This is a genomic window from Terribacillus sp. JSM ZJ617 (genome assembly GCF_044383785.1).
In the GTDB taxonomy this organism is placed as follows: domain Bacteria; phylum Bacillota; class Bacilli; order Bacillales; family Amphibacillaceae; genus Terribacillus.
Map to the genome: position 1 here is coordinate 882867 of NZ_JBISEQ010000001.1, position 18340 is coordinate 901206.

Annotated in this window: 22 protein-coding genes; 19 read left to right on the forward strand and 3 right to left on the reverse strand. The window is 44.6% G+C overall.

Annotation, left to right across the window (positions count from 1 at the left end; translation table 11 throughout):
• Positions 1-62 precede the first annotated feature (62 nt).
• The 11 genes from ACH6C1_RS04235 to gvpU are packed head-to-tail and all read left to right on the forward strand — an operon-like array spanning position 63 to position 4848.
• Positions 63-419: a hypothetical protein gene (locus ACH6C1_RS04235; RefSeq protein WP_374074885.1), complete on the forward strand. Its 357-nt coding sequence runs from the start codon at positions 63-65 to the stop codon at positions 417-419.
• A gap of 15 nt (positions 420-434) precedes the next feature.
• The gene (gene gvpJ, locus ACH6C1_RS04240) at positions 435-698 is read left to right on the forward strand and encodes a gas vesicle protein GvpJ (protein ID WP_095218620.1); all 264 of its coding nucleotides are present in this window, start codon (positions 435-437) and stop codon (positions 696-698) included.
• A gap of 57 nt (positions 699-755) precedes the next feature.
• Positions 756-1028, forward strand: coding sequence for a gas vesicle protein GvpO (gene gvpO / locus ACH6C1_RS04245; RefSeq protein ID WP_095224213.1), 273 nt, complete (start codon positions 756-758; stop codon positions 1026-1028).
• Between the two features lie 17 nt (positions 1029-1045).
• Positions 1046-1801: a GvpL/GvpF family gas vesicle protein gene (locus tag ACH6C1_RS04250; RefSeq protein WP_374074888.1), complete on the forward strand. Its 756-nt coding sequence runs from the start codon at positions 1046-1048 to the stop codon at positions 1799-1801.
• Positions 1798-2061 (forward strand): gas vesicle protein GvpG, encoded by a 264-nt coding sequence (locus ACH6C1_RS04255; protein WP_095224211.1) that lies wholly within the window; start codon positions 1798-1800, stop codon positions 2059-2061. The genes ACH6C1_RS04250 and ACH6C1_RS04255 overlap by 4 nt, the downstream gene beginning before the upstream one ends.
• A 5-nt stretch (positions 2062-2066) precedes the next feature.
• A complete protein-coding gene (locus ACH6C1_RS04260; RefSeq protein ID WP_374074890.1) occupies positions 2067-2876 on the forward strand; it encodes a GvpL/GvpF family gas vesicle protein in 810 nt (269 codons plus the stop codon).
• Positions 2877-2889: 13 nt separating this feature from the next.
• A complete protein-coding gene (locus tag ACH6C1_RS04265; protein WP_374074892.1) occupies positions 2890-3183 on the forward strand; it encodes a gas vesicle protein in 294 nt (97 codons plus the stop codon).
• Positions 3137-3433: a gas vesicle protein K gene (locus ACH6C1_RS04270; RefSeq protein WP_038564390.1), complete on the forward strand. Its 297-nt coding sequence runs from the start codon at positions 3137-3139 to the stop codon at positions 3431-3433. Before ACH6C1_RS04265 ends, ACH6C1_RS04270 begins: the two co-directional genes overlap by 47 nt.
• 4 nt (positions 3434-3437) lie before the next feature.
• Positions 3438-3746: a gas vesicle protein gene (locus ACH6C1_RS04275; RefSeq protein WP_095224207.1), complete on the forward strand. Its 309-nt coding sequence runs from the start codon at positions 3438-3440 to the stop codon at positions 3744-3746.
• A gap of 13 nt (positions 3747-3759) precedes the next feature.
• Positions 3760-4461 (forward strand): hypothetical protein, encoded by a 702-nt coding sequence (locus ACH6C1_RS04280; RefSeq protein ID WP_374074896.1) that lies wholly within the window; start codon positions 3760-3762, stop codon positions 4459-4461.
• Between the two features lie 15 nt (positions 4462-4476).
• A complete protein-coding gene (gene gvpU, locus ACH6C1_RS04285; RefSeq protein WP_095224205.1) occupies positions 4477-4848 on the forward strand; it encodes a gas vesicle accessory protein GvpU in 372 nt (123 codons plus the stop codon).
• 90 nt (positions 4849-4938) lie between these two features.
• On the opposite strand, the gene ACH6C1_RS04290 is transcribed toward gvpU, so the two are convergent.
• Both ACH6C1_RS04290 and ACH6C1_RS04295 read right to left on the reverse strand, forming a co-directional pair.
• Positions 4939-5472: a hypothetical protein gene (locus tag ACH6C1_RS04290; RefSeq protein WP_374074898.1), complete on the reverse strand. Its 534-nt coding sequence runs from the start codon at positions 5470-5472 to the stop codon at positions 4939-4941.
• A 63-nt stretch (positions 5473-5535) separates the two neighbouring features.
• Positions 5536-8784: an efflux RND transporter permease subunit gene (locus ACH6C1_RS04295; RefSeq protein WP_374074900.1), complete on the reverse strand. Its 3249-nt coding sequence runs from the start codon at positions 8782-8784 to the stop codon at positions 5536-5538.
• Positions 8785-8987: 203 nt separating this feature from the next.
• Here ACH6C1_RS04295 and ACH6C1_RS04300 point away from each other — a divergent pair, with 203 nt between their 5' ends.
• From ACH6C1_RS04300 to ACH6C1_RS04320, 5 genes are all read left to right on the forward strand, one after another.
• Entirely contained in the window at positions 8988-9866 is an 879-nt protein-coding gene (locus ACH6C1_RS04300; RefSeq protein ID WP_374074902.1) for a TetR/AcrR family transcriptional regulator, read from the forward strand.
• 136 nt (positions 9867-10002) lie between these two features.
• Positions 10003-10314 (forward strand): PTS sugar transporter subunit IIB, encoded by a 312-nt coding sequence (locus ACH6C1_RS04305; protein ID WP_095224201.1) that lies wholly within the window; start codon positions 10003-10005, stop codon positions 10312-10314.
• 5 nt (positions 10315-10319) lie between these two features.
• The gene (gene celB / locus ACH6C1_RS04310) at positions 10320-11669 is read left to right on the forward strand and encodes a PTS cellobiose transporter subunit IIC (protein ID WP_095224200.1); all 1350 of its coding nucleotides are present in this window, start codon (positions 10320-10322) and stop codon (positions 11667-11669) included.
• Between the two features lie 14 nt (positions 11670-11683).
• Positions 11684-12016 (forward strand): PTS lactose/cellobiose transporter subunit IIA, encoded by a 333-nt coding sequence (locus tag ACH6C1_RS04315; RefSeq protein WP_095224199.1) that lies wholly within the window; start codon positions 11684-11686, stop codon positions 12014-12016.
• A gap of 62 nt (positions 12017-12078) precedes the next feature.
• Entirely contained in the window at positions 12079-13986 is a 1908-nt protein-coding gene (locus ACH6C1_RS04320; RefSeq protein ID WP_374074905.1) for a BglG family transcription antiterminator, read from the forward strand.
• Between the two features lie 28 nt (positions 13987-14014).
• On the opposite strand, the gene ACH6C1_RS04325 is transcribed toward ACH6C1_RS04320, so the two are convergent.
• Complete coding sequence (locus tag ACH6C1_RS04325) at positions 14015-14281, reverse strand: hypothetical protein (RefSeq protein ID WP_374074907.1); 267 nt, start codon at positions 14279-14281, stop codon at positions 14015-14017.
• Between the two features lie 145 nt (positions 14282-14426).
• Here ACH6C1_RS04325 and ACH6C1_RS04330 point away from each other — a divergent pair, with 145 nt between their 5' ends.
• The 3 genes from ACH6C1_RS04330 (at position 14427) to ACH6C1_RS04340 (ending at position 18331) form a co-directional block, all read left to right on the forward strand.
• Positions 14427-14783: a nuclear transport factor 2 family protein gene (locus tag ACH6C1_RS04330; protein ID WP_374074909.1), complete on the forward strand. Its 357-nt coding sequence runs from the start codon at positions 14427-14429 to the stop codon at positions 14781-14783.
• Positions 14784-15227: 444 nt separating this feature from the next.
• The gene (locus tag ACH6C1_RS04335; protein ID WP_374074911.1) at positions 15228-15677 is read left to right on the forward strand and encodes a MarR family winged helix-turn-helix transcriptional regulator; all 450 of its coding nucleotides are present in this window, start codon (positions 15228-15230) and stop codon (positions 15675-15677) included.
• Positions 15674-18331: an MMPL family transporter gene (locus tag ACH6C1_RS04340; protein WP_374074913.1), complete on the forward strand. Its 2658-nt coding sequence runs from the start codon at positions 15674-15676 to the stop codon at positions 18329-18331. Before ACH6C1_RS04335 ends, ACH6C1_RS04340 begins: the two co-directional genes overlap by 4 nt.
• The last annotated feature ends 9 nt before the right edge of the window (positions 18332-18340 follow it).

Below are 18340 nucleotides of genomic sequence, written 5' to 3' on the forward strand. Positions count from 1 at the left end.
TCGTAACCGGTGTTCTAAAAAAAGCTATTCCCGAGGAAAAGAAAAAAAACCTTAAGAAAAAAATGGGGCAGATAGCAAAGGATCAAATGGAAGCCTCTCTATCGAATAAGGTAGGAGAAAAAGCAGAAACTGCCGCTTCGAAACTGGAAGACATCAAGAAAAACAAAGGTACTGATGTACACGAAAAGGCTCAGCAATCGGCCGATAAGCTGAGGACGAAATTACTGGATTGGAAAGATGAACTCCAGGATACTGCAAAGCAGATGAAGGACAAGGTGGAGGGTGACCGCGGATCTGATAACCATGGCCCGCAAGTCAAGTCTGTTTCTAAAATCAAACATATTGAAGATATAAAAAGCTACCGGGATGTAAAAGGGCCGGCAGCAGCGAAAAAGTTGAGCGACGTGAAGAAAAAATAAGAAGGAGTGTTTAACATGGCAGTTCAAAAAAGTACAGATAGTTCCGGCTTGGCAGATGTAATTGACCGCATTCTAGATAAAGGGATTGTAATTGACGCGTTTGTCCGGGTCTCTGTAGTAGGAATTGAAATTCTAACAATCGAGGCCAGAGTCGTAATCGCAAGTGTGGATACTTGGCTGCGATATGCGGAAGCAGTCGGGCTATTACGTGACGAAGTACAAAATGAGGGATTACCGGAACAAAAGAATGAACGAAGCAATTCCTTATTCAGTGTATGAGGAGAGCAGGCTTAAGGCCTGTTTCCTCTTTCACAATTTAGTTAAAGGGGGGGGAATATGAGCATTACAGAAATCATGAAAAAAGTTAGCAGCTTCTTTGAAGAATATATCGCACCGCCCCATAAAATCACAGCAGTGGAACCGAGACAGGGTGAAGATAGTGCAGACGGATGGACTGTCACGATAGAAGTATTTGAAGAAAGGGATTATATGAAGAAGTATGCAAAAGACGAAATGCTTGGTGTGTATAGCGTCACTCTTAATAAAGATGCGGAAATTGAATCTTATTCAAGACAAAGCACACGTTACAGAAGTGCAGTAGATCATTAATAAAGGAGGCAGCAGCAATGGATGGAACGTATGTATTTTGCGCAGTACAGAATCCGGTTCAGCCGAGCTTCGGAGATGTGGAGCTAGATGGCGTTTCCGGGAGCACATATATGATCCCTCATGGGGATATGGCATTTGTGGCGGCTAAAGTTCCGCAGAAAATTTATCATCCTACCAAGGATAATCTAATGGCTCATCAAGCTATCCTTTCCTCTGTCATGAAGAAACAGGAAGAGATGATTCCGGTCAGTTTCGGCAATGTTTTTAAAACGGATGAAGATGCCAAGGTGATATTGAAGAAACTAGAACCTCAGTTTACAGAACTATTTCCGGAGATTCGCAATAAGATCGAGCTGGGATTGAAAGTGATCGGCAAACAGGAATGGCTGGAGGAGGAAATTCATAAAGATCCTGCTATCGTCAGACTGAAAGAAGCCGTAAGCAAGAAATCCAAGGAAGCTGGATACTATGATCGAATGAAGCTTGGTGAACTAACACAGAAGTTCTTTACTGACAAGCGCCGGCAAATGGAAGAACAGATTCTTACGCCGCTTCAGAAGCTCGCCACAGCAGCAAAAGCAAATGAACCGATCAGCGAGAAGATGCTGCTTAACAGTGCGTTTTTGCTGGATAAGGAAAAAGAATCTCAATTTGATGAAGCAGTCAATGAGCTCCATGACAAATGGGAAGGAAAAGTAGATTTTAAATATTCCGGCCCATGGCCAGCATATAACTTTATCAATATTCGTTTACAGGTTGAAAAGCCATCATGATCCCTTTTCTGGTCTCTGCACCAATCAAACTACTGATAAGAATTGGGCGGGAAATTAAGGGCGAAGCTGATAAGGAGTATTTCGATATCTCCGTTATACAGCAAAAGTTGATTCAGCTGCAGATGCTGTATGAGTTGGAGGAAATCTCAGAAGCGGCATACAAAGAAAAGGAACAGGAACTGCTGCTGCGCTATGAAGTAGCCAAGCAGCGTGAATTGGATGAGTGGGAAAAGCTTGCTGAAGAAGAGGATAAGGAGTAAGGGATATGGAACAGAAGAAAAATTATATTTATTTATACGGTATTGTACCTGTTATTGAACTGGATAAAACGCCATTTTCTTCTTTTGCTGGCATTGATAAGGAACAGCAGGCAGCGGTTGCAATATACGGGGACATTGCAGCTATTTATACGAAAGTGGATGCGGAAGCGTATGAAGGGGAAGCATTGGAGTCGAGAATGAAGGACGACCTTGAATGGCTTCAGGAGAGTGCAATGCACCATCATGAAGTGCTGCTTGATTTGCAAAAGCAGTATACGCTGATTCCGATGAAGTTCTGTACAATCTACCTGAGTCAGGACAGTCTGGAAGAGAAACTGCGTGAACAAGCAGAAACAATCCAAAATCTATTTGTCAGAATTAAAGGCAGCCAGGAATGGAATCTGAAAATCTACTGTGATGATGAACCCCTCCGTGCGCACGTACTGCAGCACAGCCCCAGCATTAAAGAAAAGATGAAGGAAATAGAGAGCTTGTCTCCCGGCCGTCAATTCTTTGAAAAGCGGAAAATCGATCAGCTTGTTGATGGTGAATTAGAAAAAGAGAAAAACCAATTCTGTGAACAGGTACATGCTGAACTAACTGAAATTGCTTCAGAAGAAAAAGTAAAGACAGCCTGGAGCAAGGACGTCACAGGTCGTGAGCTGGAAATGAGCTGGAATAGTGTTTATCTTATCCAGGAGAACCAAGTAGAAGCATTTTTAGAGCTTGTTCAACAGAAAAATGAAGAAAGTGCTTCGTCTGGATGGAGATTCGAAGCAACTGGACCTTGGCCAGCTTATCATTTCGTCTATTAGATGGAGGCACAAGATGAATACACGTGAGACGATTGACAGAAACATGGATGTTTCCTTGATAGATATACTTGATGTCATCCTCGATAAGGGTGTTGCAATAAAAGGAGATTTAATTATTTCAATTGCTGGAGTTGACTTAGTGTACTTAGATTTGCGAGTGCTGATTGCCTCTGTTGAGACGCTAGTACAAAATCAATCCGGTAATACACGGGTGGACTTTACATCAGAAGCATTTGATAAACAGAAGGAGGAGCTGGAACATGGAAGTGCAGCAGCCGAAGAGCGGGCGAATCCATTTAGATCCTGATGATGCGGAACATGGTTTGGCACAATTAGTTATGACAGTGATCGAATTGCTTCGCCAGATTGTCGAACGTCATGCCATTCGTCGGGTGGAAGGCGGAACACTATCGGATCAGCAAATTGAAGATCTTGGCATGGCATTGATGAATTTGGAATTAAAGATGGAGGAACTGAAGCTAATCTTCAACTTAAAAGATGAAGATTTGAATATTGACCTTGGCCCATTAGGAAATCTCTTACCAGGAAAGAAGTGAAAACATGGCAGATCAACAAGTCGTTCAGAGCAACACGAGTAACTTGGTCGATGTATTGGAAAAAGTACTGGATAAAGGTGTCGTTATTGCTGGGGACATCACAGTAGGAATAGCTGATGTAGAACTGCTTACCATCAAGATACGTTTAATCGTAGCCTCGGTCGATAAAGCAAAGGAAATTGGCTTAGACTGGTGGGAATCAGATCCATATCTATCCTCGAAAGCAGCAGACAGCAATACGAAAAGGCTGCAGGAGGAAAATGAACAGCTTCAGAAACGCCTGGAATTACTAGAACAAAAAATGTCGGACTAAGGAGGAACAGAAAATGAGTGAAATGAAAGATAAAGTTGTAAATAAGGCAGTAGTTAAAGCAGCAGATAAAGTAAGGAAGGTAGATAATACCTGGAATCGGACAATTGCAGGTGGTATAGCCGGAGCCTCAATCGGACTACTGACTAGCCCGAATATCGGGAAGAAAATCGCAGGTACTTTCAAATCAGCGAAAACGAAGGTGACGGGAAAAAACTTAGGTGAATCAGTTAAGCAGATGAAAGGCCAGACCATCAATATGGTGCAGGATAAATTTAAAAAAGACAAGAGTTCAGACGAAGATAATAACACACAAGAACAAGAAGAAAAGAACGAGAATGTTGCGAACCAGAATGATAAGAACAACGAGGACAGTCAACAGGATAACAACAATACGGGTAACCAGAATGATAACCACCAGGACAAAATGAACAATCAGGATAAGCAAGATGATAGCAACAAGCAGGATAAGCAGGATAATAGCAACAATCAAGAAAATCAAGATGATAACAACAATCAGGATAAACAAAAGGATCCAGGCAGCCAGAACAACCAAGCTAACGAGAACCTGCGTGACGAGAATGAGCATTTAAAGCAGAAAATAGAAGAATTGGAAAATAAATTGAGCCAGCTTTTGAATGAGAACTCATCAAAAGAGGAAGATACTGCGAACAGCAATGGAATAACAATCGTGCGACAAGATGACGTAACAAAGTAATTAGGAGGGTTGAAAATGGCTAAAGATGAAATTTTATCATTCTTTGTACAGGCAGCTAATCATCATGATTTCTCCACGGATATAACACTGCATGTGAAAGGTGGGCTGGTCACTGGGACTATCATTTCAGCCGCATCTTACTTCTCCGATTTAAAAGACAGCATCTCAGAAAAAAATGATGTGGCTAAGCAATTGAAGGAAGCTTTGAAGCAGGCGGAGGAATCGGCGGACACCAAGCAAAGCAATGCGGAGTACATTCATTTAAAAAATATGTCCACATATCTGGCAGAAAATAAAACTACACCAGCTAATTCTGATCTCCTGTGGCGCGGAAAGATTAGCGAGGTAGATGGATTCTTCCTTGGTAGGATGTCAGATGAAGAATAAAGAGAGCTCCGGCATATGGTTGCCGGAGCTTTTTATGCGTTGCGAATGTTTCTGCAATCACTATACAATGTGTGCAATAATCGTGTTTCCTTAGTTAATACCTAGACGATCTTTCATTGTAGTTATCATTTCTTCCTGTACAAACGTTTCTCTTAAGGTAAGGACCAACTGATCCTTTACGACAGGGCGTCCTAAGATGGCATTTTCGTAAAGGAGATGGATGGTAAGTATTTCTTTGTCGGTTATTCGGAAGATTGTATACAATGAATTGAAGCCATCTTGTCCAATGAAACGTTCAACGGCCATACTTCCGGTCATGCTGCCCCACCATGATAAAAAGGCGTCTAAGCAGCCTTCAAAGCTGTTTTCATCTTGAAAAAGCAGTCGGAATTTTTCTTTTTGGTGGTAAAGAGACAAGGAAGGGGAAGTAGTGCTGGATAATGATTCATTCCATAGCTGCTGTAATAAAGGCTGCAAAACTGCTTTTTCCCGCAGTTTCCATGGGTTACCAGGCATATAGGGAAAACGATGTTTCTCTTGTTTGGCATAGTTATGTACAAATAAAAGGAAATTCAAAGGGTCGGATGCATCAACTGTCAGTAACCGTTCCTTTTCAGGTTTCAAATAAAGTCCTCCAATATGATGGAAAAGCCTGCAGTCATTTACTGCAGGCTTTTCTGTGTTCTTTTATTCCTTAGCTGCTTTCTTCGCTCGTTTTCTTTCCTTGCGGCGCTGGCGCTCTGCTTTATGATGCTCTTGCAGGCTGAAGCGTGTTGTTGCTTCATACACGATAGGTACGATAACCAGTGTCAGCAAGGTAGAACTGATAAGACCGCCCATTACAGTGATCCCAAGTCCTTTCGAGATTAGAACGGAACCGCCGCCTTCGAAGCCGAAAGCAAGTGGTGCAAGTGCGCCGATTGTAGCAATGGCTGTCATCAGTATCGGACGAAGACGAGTTACACCGGCTTCGAGAATCGCTTCGCGAGTCGGAATGCCTTCTTTTTCCTTATGAATGATACGATCGACTAGAACGATGGCGTTCGTTACAACGATACCGATCAGCATAAGCACCCCGATAAGGGAGGAAACACTGATTGTCTCGCCGCCGATGAGCAATCCTACCAACGCACCAATGACTGTGAACGGCAGGGAGAATAGAATAGCAAACGGTGCCAGTGCTCCGCCGAATGTTAATACTAGTACGAAGTATACAATCGCAATCGCTGCCAGGATTGCAAGACCAAGCTGACTGAACGATTCATTGATCTGTTCAGAAACCCCGCCCTGATCGATGCTTACGCCATCAGGCAATTCAAGGTTATCAATCTCTTCTTGCAAGCCGCTAGTAGCAGTTGCGATATCATCGCTTGTAATATCAGCAGATACAGAACCGTAAAGCTTTTCATCACGTCGCTGCAAAGTATTCGGAGACTGACCGTCTTCGATTTCAGCAATTTCGTTCAGAGCCACTTCTGTTCCGAGTGATGTTTGGATCGTTGTATTTTCCAGATCTTCTTTATCCTCGAAAGATTCGTTTGCTACTTGCACATAAACATCCAGTGCTTCGCCATCATCATTTTGAATAGTAGCGATTGACGGCTGGCTGCCAATGTTGGACAGCTGAGCCGTGACTTGAGCTGCTGTCAAACCTAACTGAGCCAGTTCTTCCTGGTTGGCTACAATTGTATATTTGTCATATTGCTCAGAAGCATCAGAATCCGCGTTAGTGAAGTTATCGTCATTTTCAATTAGATCAATGACCTGCTGAGACGCAGTTTGAATATCTTCTACGTTATCACCGTAGATGTAATATTGTGTTGTGTTGCTGCTTGTGCCCGTCATGTCGATGGATCCCCACTCACCTTGATCTGTCAAGGCTTGCAGATCATCGACGACTGCTTCTGTCTCGCTTTGGATATCTTCATAATCATCGCTATAGCCTAAATAGAAGAGGGCTGAATCACCGGTTGAACCTGAGAGCGGATTACCTCCGCTGCTAATTGTATACTGCAACGTCTCAACGCCGTTGCGATCTAGCAGCATATCCTCGGCTTGGTCAGCAACTTCCTGAATGTCTTCGCGTGTTTGACCTGGTTCAGGTGAATAAGACGCAACGACCATATTCTCGCCGGTACTAGGAATAAAGCTGACGCCAATCGAAGGAACCAAGAACAGACTTCCGATTAGTAAAACAAGCGCAATAACGAAAGTGATGATTTTATGCGACAAGCTCCAATTCAAGATTCGCTTGTAGAAATTCGCCAGTTTGCTTGGTTTTTCTTCCTTGTGTACATAATTTTTTGCATCTTGTTCGCTAGTGCCGCGATCCAATCGCTTGCGGAACAATGTATGTGCCACCATCGGTACAACGGTAACCGCAACGAGCAAGGATGCCAGCAAAGCGAATACGACAGCTAATGCGAATGGCAGGAACAATTCTCCGATTTGTCCTTCAACTAATCCAAGAGGAAGGAATACTGCTACTGTTACAACAGTAGAGGATAAAATCGGGACGAACATTTCGCGTGTTGCATCAATGATCAATTCTTTGCCGCGCAGTTTTTCATCTGCCAAGGACATGCGTCGGTAAATATTTTCTACAACAACAATCGAGTCATCAATTACCCGGCCAATGGCAACGGTGATGGCACCCAATGTCATGATGTTCAAGCTGATATCCATTTCAAATAGGAAAATCAGACCAATCAAAATCGATAATGGAATCGAAATGATAGAAATGATTGTAGAACGGATGTTACGCAAGAACAAGAGGATGATGATCACAGCGAAAATGGCGCCGAAGAGTGCTTTGTTCACCATCGTGTGGACAGAATCCTCGATTGGTGCACCTTGGTCCATTGTTGACGTAATGGTCATACCATCATGATCTTCTTCAAACTGCTTTATTTCATCTTTTACTGCATTGACAACTTCTACAGTATTGGCGTTTGGATCCTTCGTGATGTCGATCCCGATGGAGTCTTCGCCATTTGTACGGGAAATAGATTCTACTTCACCGACTACTTCCACTTCAGCTACATCCTGCAGCTGGACGGTTGGCAGTTCAGTCGGAGCTTGAGCAGCCTGAGCTGCTTGTGCTGCAGCATCAGCTTGACCGCCTGCAGCTGCCTGAGGGCTTTGACCTGCAGCCGCTTCTTGGCCGCCTTGTGCCTGTTGTGCACTTGCACTGCCTGTAACCGGAATTTCCAAGTTACGCAAATCATCAAGTGTGACAATGTTGCCATCTACAGCAACATTTTTCTCGCTGTTACCGAATTGGTACAAGCCGAGCGGGTAAGAATCACTGCTGTTCTGGATGACTTGACCGACAGTATCCTGTGTCAAACCATTTTCTGCCAGAGCATCTTCATCGTAAGTGATTTGAACTTCCTGCAGCTGCTGTCCCGAGATACCAACAGAAGCGGCACCTTCAATTCCTTCCAGTGCTGGCTGGAGATCGGATTCGACAGTCTGTGTCAGTTCTTCTATTGTTTGATTGCTATTAGAAGCACTAAGTGTGATGACAGGGAAAGAATTCAAATTGATTTGTGCAGCCTCTGGTTCTTCTGCATCCTCTGGAAGCTGTACATTCTCAAGTGCTTCCTTTACTTCCGCTTCTGCATCATCCAGATTTTTGGAATAAGCGTATTCCAACTGGATAGTTGATGCATTCTGCATCGATGTAGAGCTTACATTCTCTATGCCATCCAAGCTTTGGACAGCTTGCTCAATTGGTTCTGTTACATTTTCCATGACTTCCTCTGGCGGTGCGCCAGGATATGTAGTTGTTACGGTGAGGACTGGTACACTGATATCCGGAAGTGTTTCCAGTTTCATATTTGTTCCAGCATAAATACCTGTCACGACAACCATGATGGTAAGTAACCATACGGCAACCTTATTTTTCAAAGAAAAGTTGATAAACTTTCTCACGGTCCAGCTCCTTTACTCTCCATTTGACCGACTGGTCATTAGTCCTCTATACTATATAGGCAACCACATCACAATGCAACAATTATATCAAGGATATAAGGAAGTTCAATAGCTTAATTGCAGCTTTATTCTAAGAATTCATATATTATTCACAGTCTCTTAACACACTTATGACCGACCGGTCAGTCGAAAGGAAAGGCAATATGCAGGAGAAAAAAATCACCATAATTGAACGAGCAACTGAGATTATTGCCAAAAAGGGCTATCATGCTGCAAGCATTCAAGAGATTGCAGTCGCGAGCAAGCTTTCCAAGGGGGCATTTTACCTTTACTTCAAATCCAAGGAAGAGCTGATGGCAGAAATCCTTCGCTATCATATCCGTTTGATAACGGAGGAGATCGAAAAAATCGATCAGCTGGATTTGGACAGCCGGGAGAAAGCAAAGCTGCGTCTGACAACCATGATGCGTGAACTCGTCAAACGCGGAAATTTCATCGTAATGCAGCGTCACGATATCGATTCCGAGATAGGGAAAGAGATGGAATTGTTTTTCCTGGAGGAAATGGAAAAGGGTAGGCGTAAGACAGAGCTTGATTTGCTCGAAGTATACGGAGAAGAAAGCAAACCGTATTTAAAGGATTTAAGAATGATGCAGGAAGGGATTCTTGCACAAATCATAGGTGATATGCTTCTTCATGGGCTGATCCTGGATCTGGACAAGACAGCATCTTATATTCTCGAACGAATGGATGATATGGTGGAAGGCCTTTTGAAAAGGAAAGCTGAACCACTTGTGACAGATGCAACACCAGTTTCAGCTTCCATTTTCGAAAAAGAGATGAAGGAGCGGGAAGTAAAACAGGTGTTAGAACGGATGCAGGTTGTTATTCTAACCCTTGATGCAGATGTCCAGGATGTGCAGGAGCTGCAAGGAGTTGTTGAACTGATTCAGGAAGAGATGCAGAAAAAAGAGCCGAAAAAGCTGCTCATCCAAGGCTTGATTGCCAACTTTAAAGGCATCGGGGAACTGGATAGTATGCGTAAGGAATTGGCAGGACTATTGAATATAAAAGTATTATAGGGCAGAGCCGGGATGCAGCATGCATGCCGGCTCTCCTGTACTTAAACAAGTTTCCGTTGTGATACGGCAAAAGAATAGCAGGAAATGTAAACGCTTTCATCGTATATTGAGAGTAAGAACCGAAGGGGGTAGAAAAATGAATATCTTACTCGTATGTGCCGCAGGAATGTCTACTAGTCTGCTTGTCTCAAAAATGGAGAAAACAGCAGTAGCAGAATCGAAAACGTACAATATTCAAGCTGTATCTGCCGATCAGGCGAAAAAACATATTGCACAGGCAGATGTATTGCTGCTTGGTCCGCAAGTACGCTACATGCTGCCACAGATGAAAAAACTAGGAGAAGAGCGCGGTATTCCGGTTGATGTAATCAATAGTGTCGATTATGGTACTGGAAATGGAAAGAATGTGCTTCATCATGCTGAATCGCTATTTGCGAAGAAGGGGTGAGCTAGATGAGCCGGTTCAATGATTTTCTTGAGATGAAGGTAATGCCGATTGCTGGTAGAGTTGCAGCACAACGGCATCTGGTAGCGCTGCGGGATGGTATCATCCTGACAATGCCATTGATCATTGTCGGATCACTCTTCCTTATTCTAGGTAACTTGCCGATTCCGGGATACGCCGATTTCATGGCTGGTATTTTTGGGGAGTCATGGAGTACAAAGCTGCAATATCCCGTTAATGTAACCTTTGATGTTATGGCGTTATTTGCTTGTTTCGGTATCGCGTACCGACTGGCGCAAGCATATGAATCAGATGGCGTGGATCCGCTTTCTTCTGGAGCAATTGCCCTATCTGCATTCTTGCTTGCAACACCTTACAGTCCTTTCCAAGTTGGAGAAGCTACTGCCAATTTCGTGCCGGTTTCCTTACTGGGCAGCGGCGGCTTGTTCGTTGGTATGCTGGTGGCGATGCTAGCTACCGAGGTGTATCGATTCATTGTTAAAAAGAATATTGTCATCCGCATGCCAGATGGTGTACCGCCGGCAGTGGCGCGGTCATTCATTGCACTTATTCCGGGTTTTGCTGTCATCATCCTTGTTTGGCTTATTCGTTTGCTTGTAGAAGCAACATCGTTCGGTGATATCCATAATTTGATTGCAACTGTTATTGGTTCACCGCTTACGCTCGTCGGTTCCTCCTTCATCGGCAGCTTTGTCGCAGAATTGATGATCGTGCTGCTTTGGGTGTGCGGTCTGCATGGTGCCAATATCGTCGGCGGAATCATGTCCCCGATTTGGCTGAAGGCGACAGCGGAAAACGCTACAGCATTTGCTGCTGGCACAGAACTGCCGCACATTTTCACAGCTCAATTCTTTGAAGTGTTCATTCACGTTGGTGGATCAGGGTCGACGATTGGTTTGGTTTTGATCATGATTTGGCGGGCGAAGCTTAAGCAAAATAGACAGCTGGGTAAGCTGGCGACCGGTCCAGCGATTTTCAATATTAACGAACCAGTCGTTTTCGGTCTTCCGATTGTACTGAATCCGATTATGATTATACCGTTCATCACTGTCCCGCTCGTGATGGTCATCACCACATACATCGGGATGAGCACAGGTCTGGTGGCTAAACCAGCAGGAATTGTTGTCCCTTGGACCATGCCGCCATTTATCTCGGGTTACCTGGCTACAGGAGGCAAAATCTCAGGTGCTGTTATTCAGCTGATCAACTTAGCGATTGCGATGGTTATCTATTATCCGTTCTTCCGCGCTCTTGAGAAAAACCAGCTGAAGGAAGAGGAAGCAAGACAGCGCGAAGTGGCAGCGTCAGAAGACGGCACAGATCCGGTGAGCAGGTAAAAAGGAGGAACGTGATGAATATAGAAGAGAAAGCATTTCAGCTGATACTGCATGGCGGTGATGGCCGAAGCTATGCGATGGAAGCAATGATACTGGCCAGACAGCATGCATTTGAGGAAGCGAAACAGAAAATCCAGGCTAGCAAAGAAGCAATCAATCAGGCGCATCATATCCAGACAGAGCTTATCACTGCCGAGGCAGGCGGTGAACAGACGACCTTGACTCTCTTGATGGTGCATGCGCAGGATCACTTGATGAATGCCATGACAGTACGGGAATTAGCGGAAGAGATCATTTATTTGCAGGAGGAGCTGGCCAGACAGGCAGCGGCTAGAGGGTCAGTTTAAAGCTGGGCGGTCATTTGATCGCCTTTTTTGCATAGGCATGGAGGATATGGGGGTGAATCTGTATGTTGCAACCAAGGCTGTTGGAAGTATTGACTTTCCTGTCATCTGAATCGCGAACGCTGACAGCGGATGAACTGGCAAGGAAGCTGGCTGTTTCTGAAAGGACAGTGCGTTCTGATATCAAGCTGCTGCAGCAGGAACTGCCGGCGGACTATGCCAAAATAGAATCGATACGAGGGCAGGGCTATCGGCTGGTGGTAATAGAGGAAAAGCTTTTTCAGCAGTACTTGCAGGAAACTATCCGAGTAAAGCAGGAGCGTCTGTATACGCGGGTAGAAACACCTGCTGAAAGAGTGAATCACCTTATGCAGCTGTTGCTTTTAGCAGATGGCTTTATCAAGATGGAAGACCTGGCACAAGCTTGTTTTGTCAGTTTTCCGACAGTGCAGAACGATCTTAAACAAGTGCGCTCTTTATTACAGCAATCGGGGCTGGATCTGGAGAAAAAACCGAAGTACGGTATTCGTATCGCTGGAACAGAGACAGAGAAACGGTATTTCCTGTCAGCATTTTTTTCGAAGCAGGCCGGTTGGCATAAAGCATACAGTTTACCGGATAGCATTATCTCTGAAGCGGAGATTCGTTACGTGCATGATATTGTGCATAAGTTTGTGACGGAAAATCAATTGATACTGTCGGATGTAGCAGTACAGAACTTGGTTACGCATATTGCGATTGCCTGCCGGCGGATCAAGGATGAACAATATGTAGAGCTTGCCCCTGATGCCATGCAGGATATCATCCAGCAGCCGGCATTCCGGGAAGCAGCCCAGCTTACCGCTATGCTGGAGGCAGAGCTTCATCTGTTTTTCCCGCAGGTTGAAGTAGCTTATATGACGATACATCTGATGGGAACAGATTATGTATCCAAAAGTAAATTGGATGGTCACATGGGAATGCCGGACTTGGCAGCAGCAATTGTAGCGAGGATATATGATAAGACAGGATTAGATCTGAGGCTTGACCAGGAGCTGCTGCGTGGCTTGAGTTTGCATCTTAAGCCTGCCGTGCATCGACACCTGTATGGCATGAATGTACACAACCCGCTGCTTGAGGATATTAAACGGCATTATCCGCTTGCATTTGAGGCTGCTGTCATCGGTTCTTGTGCGGTAGAAAAAGAGGTCGGCATTCAGCTGGCAGAGGAGGAAATCGGTTACTTGGCGCTGCATATCGGTGCCGCACTAGAACGAAGCAAGCAAACAGGGCGGAAAATCAGATGTTTGTTGGTCTGTGCATCTGGCGCAGGCAGTGCGCAGCTGCTTCGATATAAGCTGCAATCACTTTTTCCGGACAAGTTGGATATCATTGATACAATCGAATATTATCGCTTGCTTCGCGAAAAAGAATGGGAAGCTGACTTGATAATCAGTACAATTCCAATTGAGTCGGCTGTCACACCATTACCGGTTATTCTCGTACCCGTCATTCTGGATAAAGAAGCAATTTCAAATCTGGAAGCTTACCTGCATTTCGGTCAGCAGATCCGCTATATTAATCCTGCTTATGTATACCTGCAGCAGGATCTAGAGAGCAAGGAGGAAGTTCTGGCTTATTTGACTGAGGTACTGCAAACGGATGGAAAGGTTGGCGAGGATTTTCTTGCTGCTGTATATGAGAGAGAGTCTATGGCGCCGACCAGCTTTGGAAATTTTGTGGCAGTACCGCATCCGATTGAAGCGAGAGTGGAAGAGACCTTGTGGGTGATCTGCACCTTAAAAAAACCAATCGACTGGTCTGGTAAGCAAGTGCGGTTTGTGTGTCTGTTATGTATCGAAAAGGAAAGCGATGAGGATTTTACCGGTATGTATCAGCAGCTGGTGCGAATCATCGAGGAGCCGGAGCATGTTCAGAAACTGTTGGAAGCCCAGTCGTATGAGGAGTTTTATAAGGTGCTTGTATCTATATGAAAGCAGCTGCCGAAGTAGGGCAGCTGTTTTAGTTAGGCGAAGGCTCGACTTTTCCGCTCTGACGGGCGAGCTTCATATTCGCGCGTTTTGCCATTTTATAGGCGTCATAGATATTATAGATCCAGAAAATGAAAAACGTGAACAGACCAACAACAAACCACATCAGGAACAAGTTGATCAGATTGATCAGGATGAAGATAGTCCCTTTCAAACTCTGTTGGTTATAAAACTGACCCAAGCCAGCGAATAGAAAGCTCAATAGTGCCGCAACGAGCGGTGTTCTTTTCAATTCCATCTTGTCACCCCATCTTTTAAATACTGTACCAGTTTTCATAAATGTATACAAATATGGTCAGCAAGTCTTTTTTATTGTATTTTGAAACCCTTTTCATAGAATGGACGTAAAGATATAATTAAGATAAAAAGCGAGGCGAGTCGAGATGGATGAACAGCTGCAAGTGAAAGAGACAATTTTGCAATTAGAAAGATCCCTGCTGGAAGATGACACTAGACTATCGACAGACGCTGTCGGCAATTTACTGACAGAAGACTTTTTGGAACATGGATCATCCGGTCAATCATTCCGTAAAAAGGATATTGTCAAAAATGGATTGGATTCAGTTGATTTGGATATCAGGGATTTCGATGTACGGATATTGTCTGAAGACACAGTTCTGGCTACATTTCGTACCTGTGACGCAGGATCGGGAAGAGAGCAGCTGCGAAGCTCCATTTGGCGTTATCAGCCGGGCGGCTGGCGGATGTTATTCCATCAAGGAACTCCAGCAGAAAAATAAAAAAAGGGCGGCTGCATGAAGCAGGCCGCCTTTTTTATGTTGAACATTCTCATCATCCTTCATCCTAAACAAGTGTGCTGGCTGATTTGTGAAGCGATTCTATATGGGAGATGCTGGACATACTTGCTTATATGACCTGGTACGTAATATTCAACGTTCTTCGTGCTTGTTTGGCTGTCGACTGTGACGACGCCCCGGCAATCTGTGCAGACGTCATTTGTCAGTCCGCCCGTTTTGGACTAATTCCGGGTTGTTCCGATGATAACCTGATCCATCTGCCAGCTCAAGCTACCTCCGAAATCCTCCCTTCATGGCTTGCTGCCTATAATTGCCCATTCTTATTGTCATGACTTTTTTCTAATTACATAATATTTTTAGATAGTAAAAGGTTTGACTACATATAGTTTAGGGTATAAACTGAATTGGTATAGGGGGTAAACCATTTTGGATAAATTGAAAGAAGCAATTGATCTCTTCAATGAGGTGTCATTCATGGCAACCGAATTGTTCCATAAGAAAGGCTCTGCATATGACGTGTTCAAGGAGGTATCGCCACAGCAGGTTGGTTTAATAAAAATCTTGAGCTTGTATGGAGCTTCTTCGCCTGGTCACTTGGCTATCGTGCAGCAAGTACATAAGAGTGCTATTTCCAATCGGTTAAAAAAACTGCATGAGAAGGGCTGGGTAGAATGGGTCCATTCAGAAGGGGATAAGCGGACGAAGTTTGTGCAAATTACAGAGAATGGGGAAGAGATCCTGAAACAAGCGGAGGAAGCAATCTATGATAGGTTCTGTGGGCTTTTCGAGCATATTAAGGATGAAGATGTAGAAGCATTCATCCGGATCTTCACAGATGTAAAAGAACAGCTTAAAAAAGGGGAGAAGGAAAATTGAGGACAATCATTCGTTTCAAATGGGTCATCGCGATTGCAGTTATCCTGCTCGCGGTTGGATTGACGATTTTTTCGCCGAATCTGACCCAGCTGGCATCAGATAAAGGACAGACACAGCTTCCGGAAGATGCGGTCTCCATACGCGCTAGCGATATATTAGAAGATGCCGGGGAAAATAGTAATTCCATAAGTGTCGTGTTCGAGCTTGACGAGGCCTTGGATCAAGATAGCGAGGACATGATTCAGGGAGTCATCGATAAAGTCGAACAAATCGACGGTGTCAGTGAGATTACAACACCGCTGACAGATAATCAAGAGATACAGGATCAAATGACATCCGAAGACAAAAAGACGGTCATGATGCCGGTAACGGTCGAAGGATCGGATGAAGAAGTGGAAAGGATAGCAGATGAGATTTATGATGCGGTACCTGAAGATGCTACGGCATATGTAACGGGTGCATCACTGATCAACCAAGATTTTGCCAATACATCTGAAGAAGGTTTGAAGAAGACAGAGCTGATTACAGTTTTCATTATCGTAGCTTTGCTCTTGATCGTGTTCCGTTCGATCGTGACACCATTCGTTCCATTGATCACAGTAGGTATTACATACTTGATCAGCCAGGGAATTCTGGCTATTTTAGTGGACACGTTGGACTTCCCGATTTCAACGTTCACCCAGACGTTCCTGGTTGCGATTTTATTCGGTATCGGTACTGACTACTGCATTCTGCTGCTCAGCCGTTTCCGGGAGGAGCTTGCTAATGGGCATGATAAAGTCGAAGCTACCATTACGGCATATCAGACAGCTGGACGTACACTATTCATCAGTGCCATTGCAGTGTTTGTGGGATTTGCATCTATCTTCTTTGCGAAGTTTGCCATCTTCCAATCTGCAGTGGGAGTTGCTGTAGGGGTCGCAGTTTTATTGATCGTCCTTGTGACAGTACTGCCGCTGTTCATGGTAACGCTTGGTGAGAAACTATTTTGGCCTTCCAAAAAAGCAGCCTCTCACGGAGACAACAAACTATGGCATTTCCTTGGACGCCACTCTGTTGCAAGACCCGTGCTGTTCCTGGCAATCACAGCAGCAATCACAGTGCCGTTCGTGCTCACGTATGATGAACAAGTTTCCTTTAACTCAACGGAAGAAATCAGCAGTGATTATAGTTCCATCAAAGGGCTTAATGCTATCGGAGACGCTATCGGAAAAGGAGAAGCTATGCCGATACAGGTTGTCATCAATGATGATGAAAACCTGACAACAGCAAACACGCTGCCATACCTTGATAATTTGAGTGATGCAATCAGCAAGATTGATGGTGTGGAAAAGGTCCGCACAGCAACACAGCCAACGGGTGAGAAGATCGATGATTTGTATGTAGATTCCCAAACTGGTCAAATTGCGGATGGCATCAATGATGCTGTTGATGGAATCGGAGAAGTGCAGGATGGCCTGACGCAGGTACAGGATGGACTGAACCAAATTTCTGGGCAGGCAGGCGGTGCTGGTTCATCAAGCGGTGGCGGCCTATCTGATGCAACAGAAGGTCTTGGCCAAGTCAATACTGCATTGCAGCAAGTGACTGGCCAATTACAGCAAACAGGCAATATCCAGCAAGCATCTGCTCAGCTCGCAGGTATCAGCGAGCAGCTCGCACAGATACAATCAGGTCTGGAACAAGCTGATACGCAGCTGCAAGGTCAGCAGGAGCAGGTTGGTACATTGACTGAAACGCTGCAGCAGCTTGCAGATGGCGTCGGCTCTGCAAACGAAGGGCTGACACAAGTATCAGATGGACTGACAACTGCATCTGATACATTGCGTGATATCAGCGACAGCGAGACAGTCCGCGAGACTGGTATGTATATTCCGGAGGATGCCTTGGAGGGTGACTTCCAGGAAAGTATCGATACGTATGCCTTCCGTGATGGAGAAGGTGTAACACTTGATGTTGTATTGGATGCAGATCCATATTCCGAGGAAGCGATTCAAACATTGCAGACAATCAAGGACCGTGTCGATGCAGAAGTGAAGGACACACCTTATGAAAATGCAGAGATCGTTTATGGAGGAGTAACAAGCACCAACGCCGACCTGGAGGATCTATCTACCTCCGACCTTTCACGGACAATGGTCATCATGATGATCGGATTATTCATCATCCTGACTTTACTGTTCCGTTCTATGGTCATTCCGGCTTACATGATTGGATCCTTGCTGCTAACCTATTATACAGCTATCTCTATTACCGAATTGATCTTTGTCAACGGTTTGGATTATGCGGGTGTGAGTTGGGCTGTCCCATTCTTCAGCTTCGTTATCTTGATATCGCTTGGAGTGGATTACTCGATCTTCCTGCTCGACCGCTTCACAGAAGAAGCGCGTGGTGATTTGCAGGCAGGCATGATTCACTCGATGAAGAAAATGGGTGGAGTTATCATTACCGCAGCTATAATCCTGGCGGGTACATTCGCTGCCATGATGCCATCTGGTGTCTTGACGCTTCTGGAAGTTGCGACAGTCATAATCATCGGTCTGTTATTGTATGGACTTGTGATACTGCCGCTGCTTATCCCGGCAGTAGCTACGACACTTGGTGAGCTGAACTGGTGGCCGTTCAAACGGAAACGCAGAGAAGAAGATAAATAAATTAATGAA

What these genes read in the sequence shown, in the direction of transcription:
- celB (WP_095224200.1), top strand. Translation starts at nt 10,320, where the DNA reads ATGAGCCGGTTCAATGATTTTCTTGAGATGAAGGTAATGCCGATTGCT.
- gvpO (WP_095224213.1), top strand. Translation starts at nt 756, where the DNA reads ATGAGCATTACAGAAATCATGAAAAAAGTTAGCAGCTTCTTTGAAGAA.
- ACH6C1_RS04255 (WP_095224211.1), top strand. Translation starts at nt 1,798, where the DNA reads ATGATCCCTTTTCTGGTCTCTGCACCAATCAAACTACTGATAAGAATT.
- ACH6C1_RS04250 (WP_374074888.1), top strand. Translation starts at nt 1,046, where the DNA reads ATGGATGGAACGTATGTATTTTGCGCAGTACAGAATCCGGTTCAGCCG.
- ACH6C1_RS04315 (WP_095224199.1), top strand. Translation starts at nt 11,684, where the DNA reads ATGAATATAGAAGAGAAAGCATTTCAGCTGATACTGCATGGCGGTGAT.
- ACH6C1_RS04260 (WP_374074890.1), top strand. Translation starts at nt 2,067, where the DNA reads ATGGAACAGAAGAAAAATTATATTTATTTATACGGTATTGTACCTGTT.
- ACH6C1_RS04320 (WP_374074905.1), top strand. Translation starts at nt 12,079, where the DNA reads ATGTTGCAACCAAGGCTGTTGGAAGTATTGACTTTCCTGTCATCTGAA.
- ACH6C1_RS04270 (WP_038564390.1), top strand. Translation starts at nt 3,137, where the DNA reads ATGGAAGTGCAGCAGCCGAAGAGCGGGCGAATCCATTTAGATCCTGAT.
- ACH6C1_RS04300 (WP_374074902.1), top strand. Translation starts at nt 8,988, where the DNA reads ATGCAGGAGAAAAAAATCACCATAATTGAACGAGCAACTGAGATTATT.
- ACH6C1_RS04265 (WP_374074892.1), top strand. Translation starts at nt 2,890, where the DNA reads ATGAATACACGTGAGACGATTGACAGAAACATGGATGTTTCCTTGATA.
- ACH6C1_RS04330 (WP_374074909.1), top strand. Translation starts at nt 14,427, where the DNA reads ATGGATGAACAGCTGCAAGTGAAAGAGACAATTTTGCAATTAGAAAGA.
- ACH6C1_RS04235 (WP_374074885.1), top strand. Translation starts at nt 63, where the DNA reads ATGGGGCAGATAGCAAAGGATCAAATGGAAGCCTCTCTATCGAATAAG.
- gvpJ (WP_095218620.1), top strand. Translation starts at nt 435, where the DNA reads ATGGCAGTTCAAAAAAGTACAGATAGTTCCGGCTTGGCAGATGTAATT.
- ACH6C1_RS04325 (WP_374074907.1), bottom strand. Translation starts at nt 14,281, where the DNA reads ATGGAATTGAAAAGAACACCGCTCGTTGCGGCACTATTGAGCTTTCTA.
- ACH6C1_RS04280 (WP_374074896.1), top strand. Translation starts at nt 3,760, where the DNA reads ATGAGTGAAATGAAAGATAAAGTTGTAAATAAGGCAGTAGTTAAAGCA.
- ACH6C1_RS04305 (WP_095224201.1), top strand. Translation starts at nt 10,003, where the DNA reads ATGAATATCTTACTCGTATGTGCCGCAGGAATGTCTACTAGTCTGCTT.
- ACH6C1_RS04275 (WP_095224207.1), top strand. Translation starts at nt 3,438, where the DNA reads ATGGCAGATCAACAAGTCGTTCAGAGCAACACGAGTAACTTGGTCGAT.
- gvpU (WP_095224205.1), top strand. Translation starts at nt 4,477, where the DNA reads ATGGCTAAAGATGAAATTTTATCATTCTTTGTACAGGCAGCTAATCAT.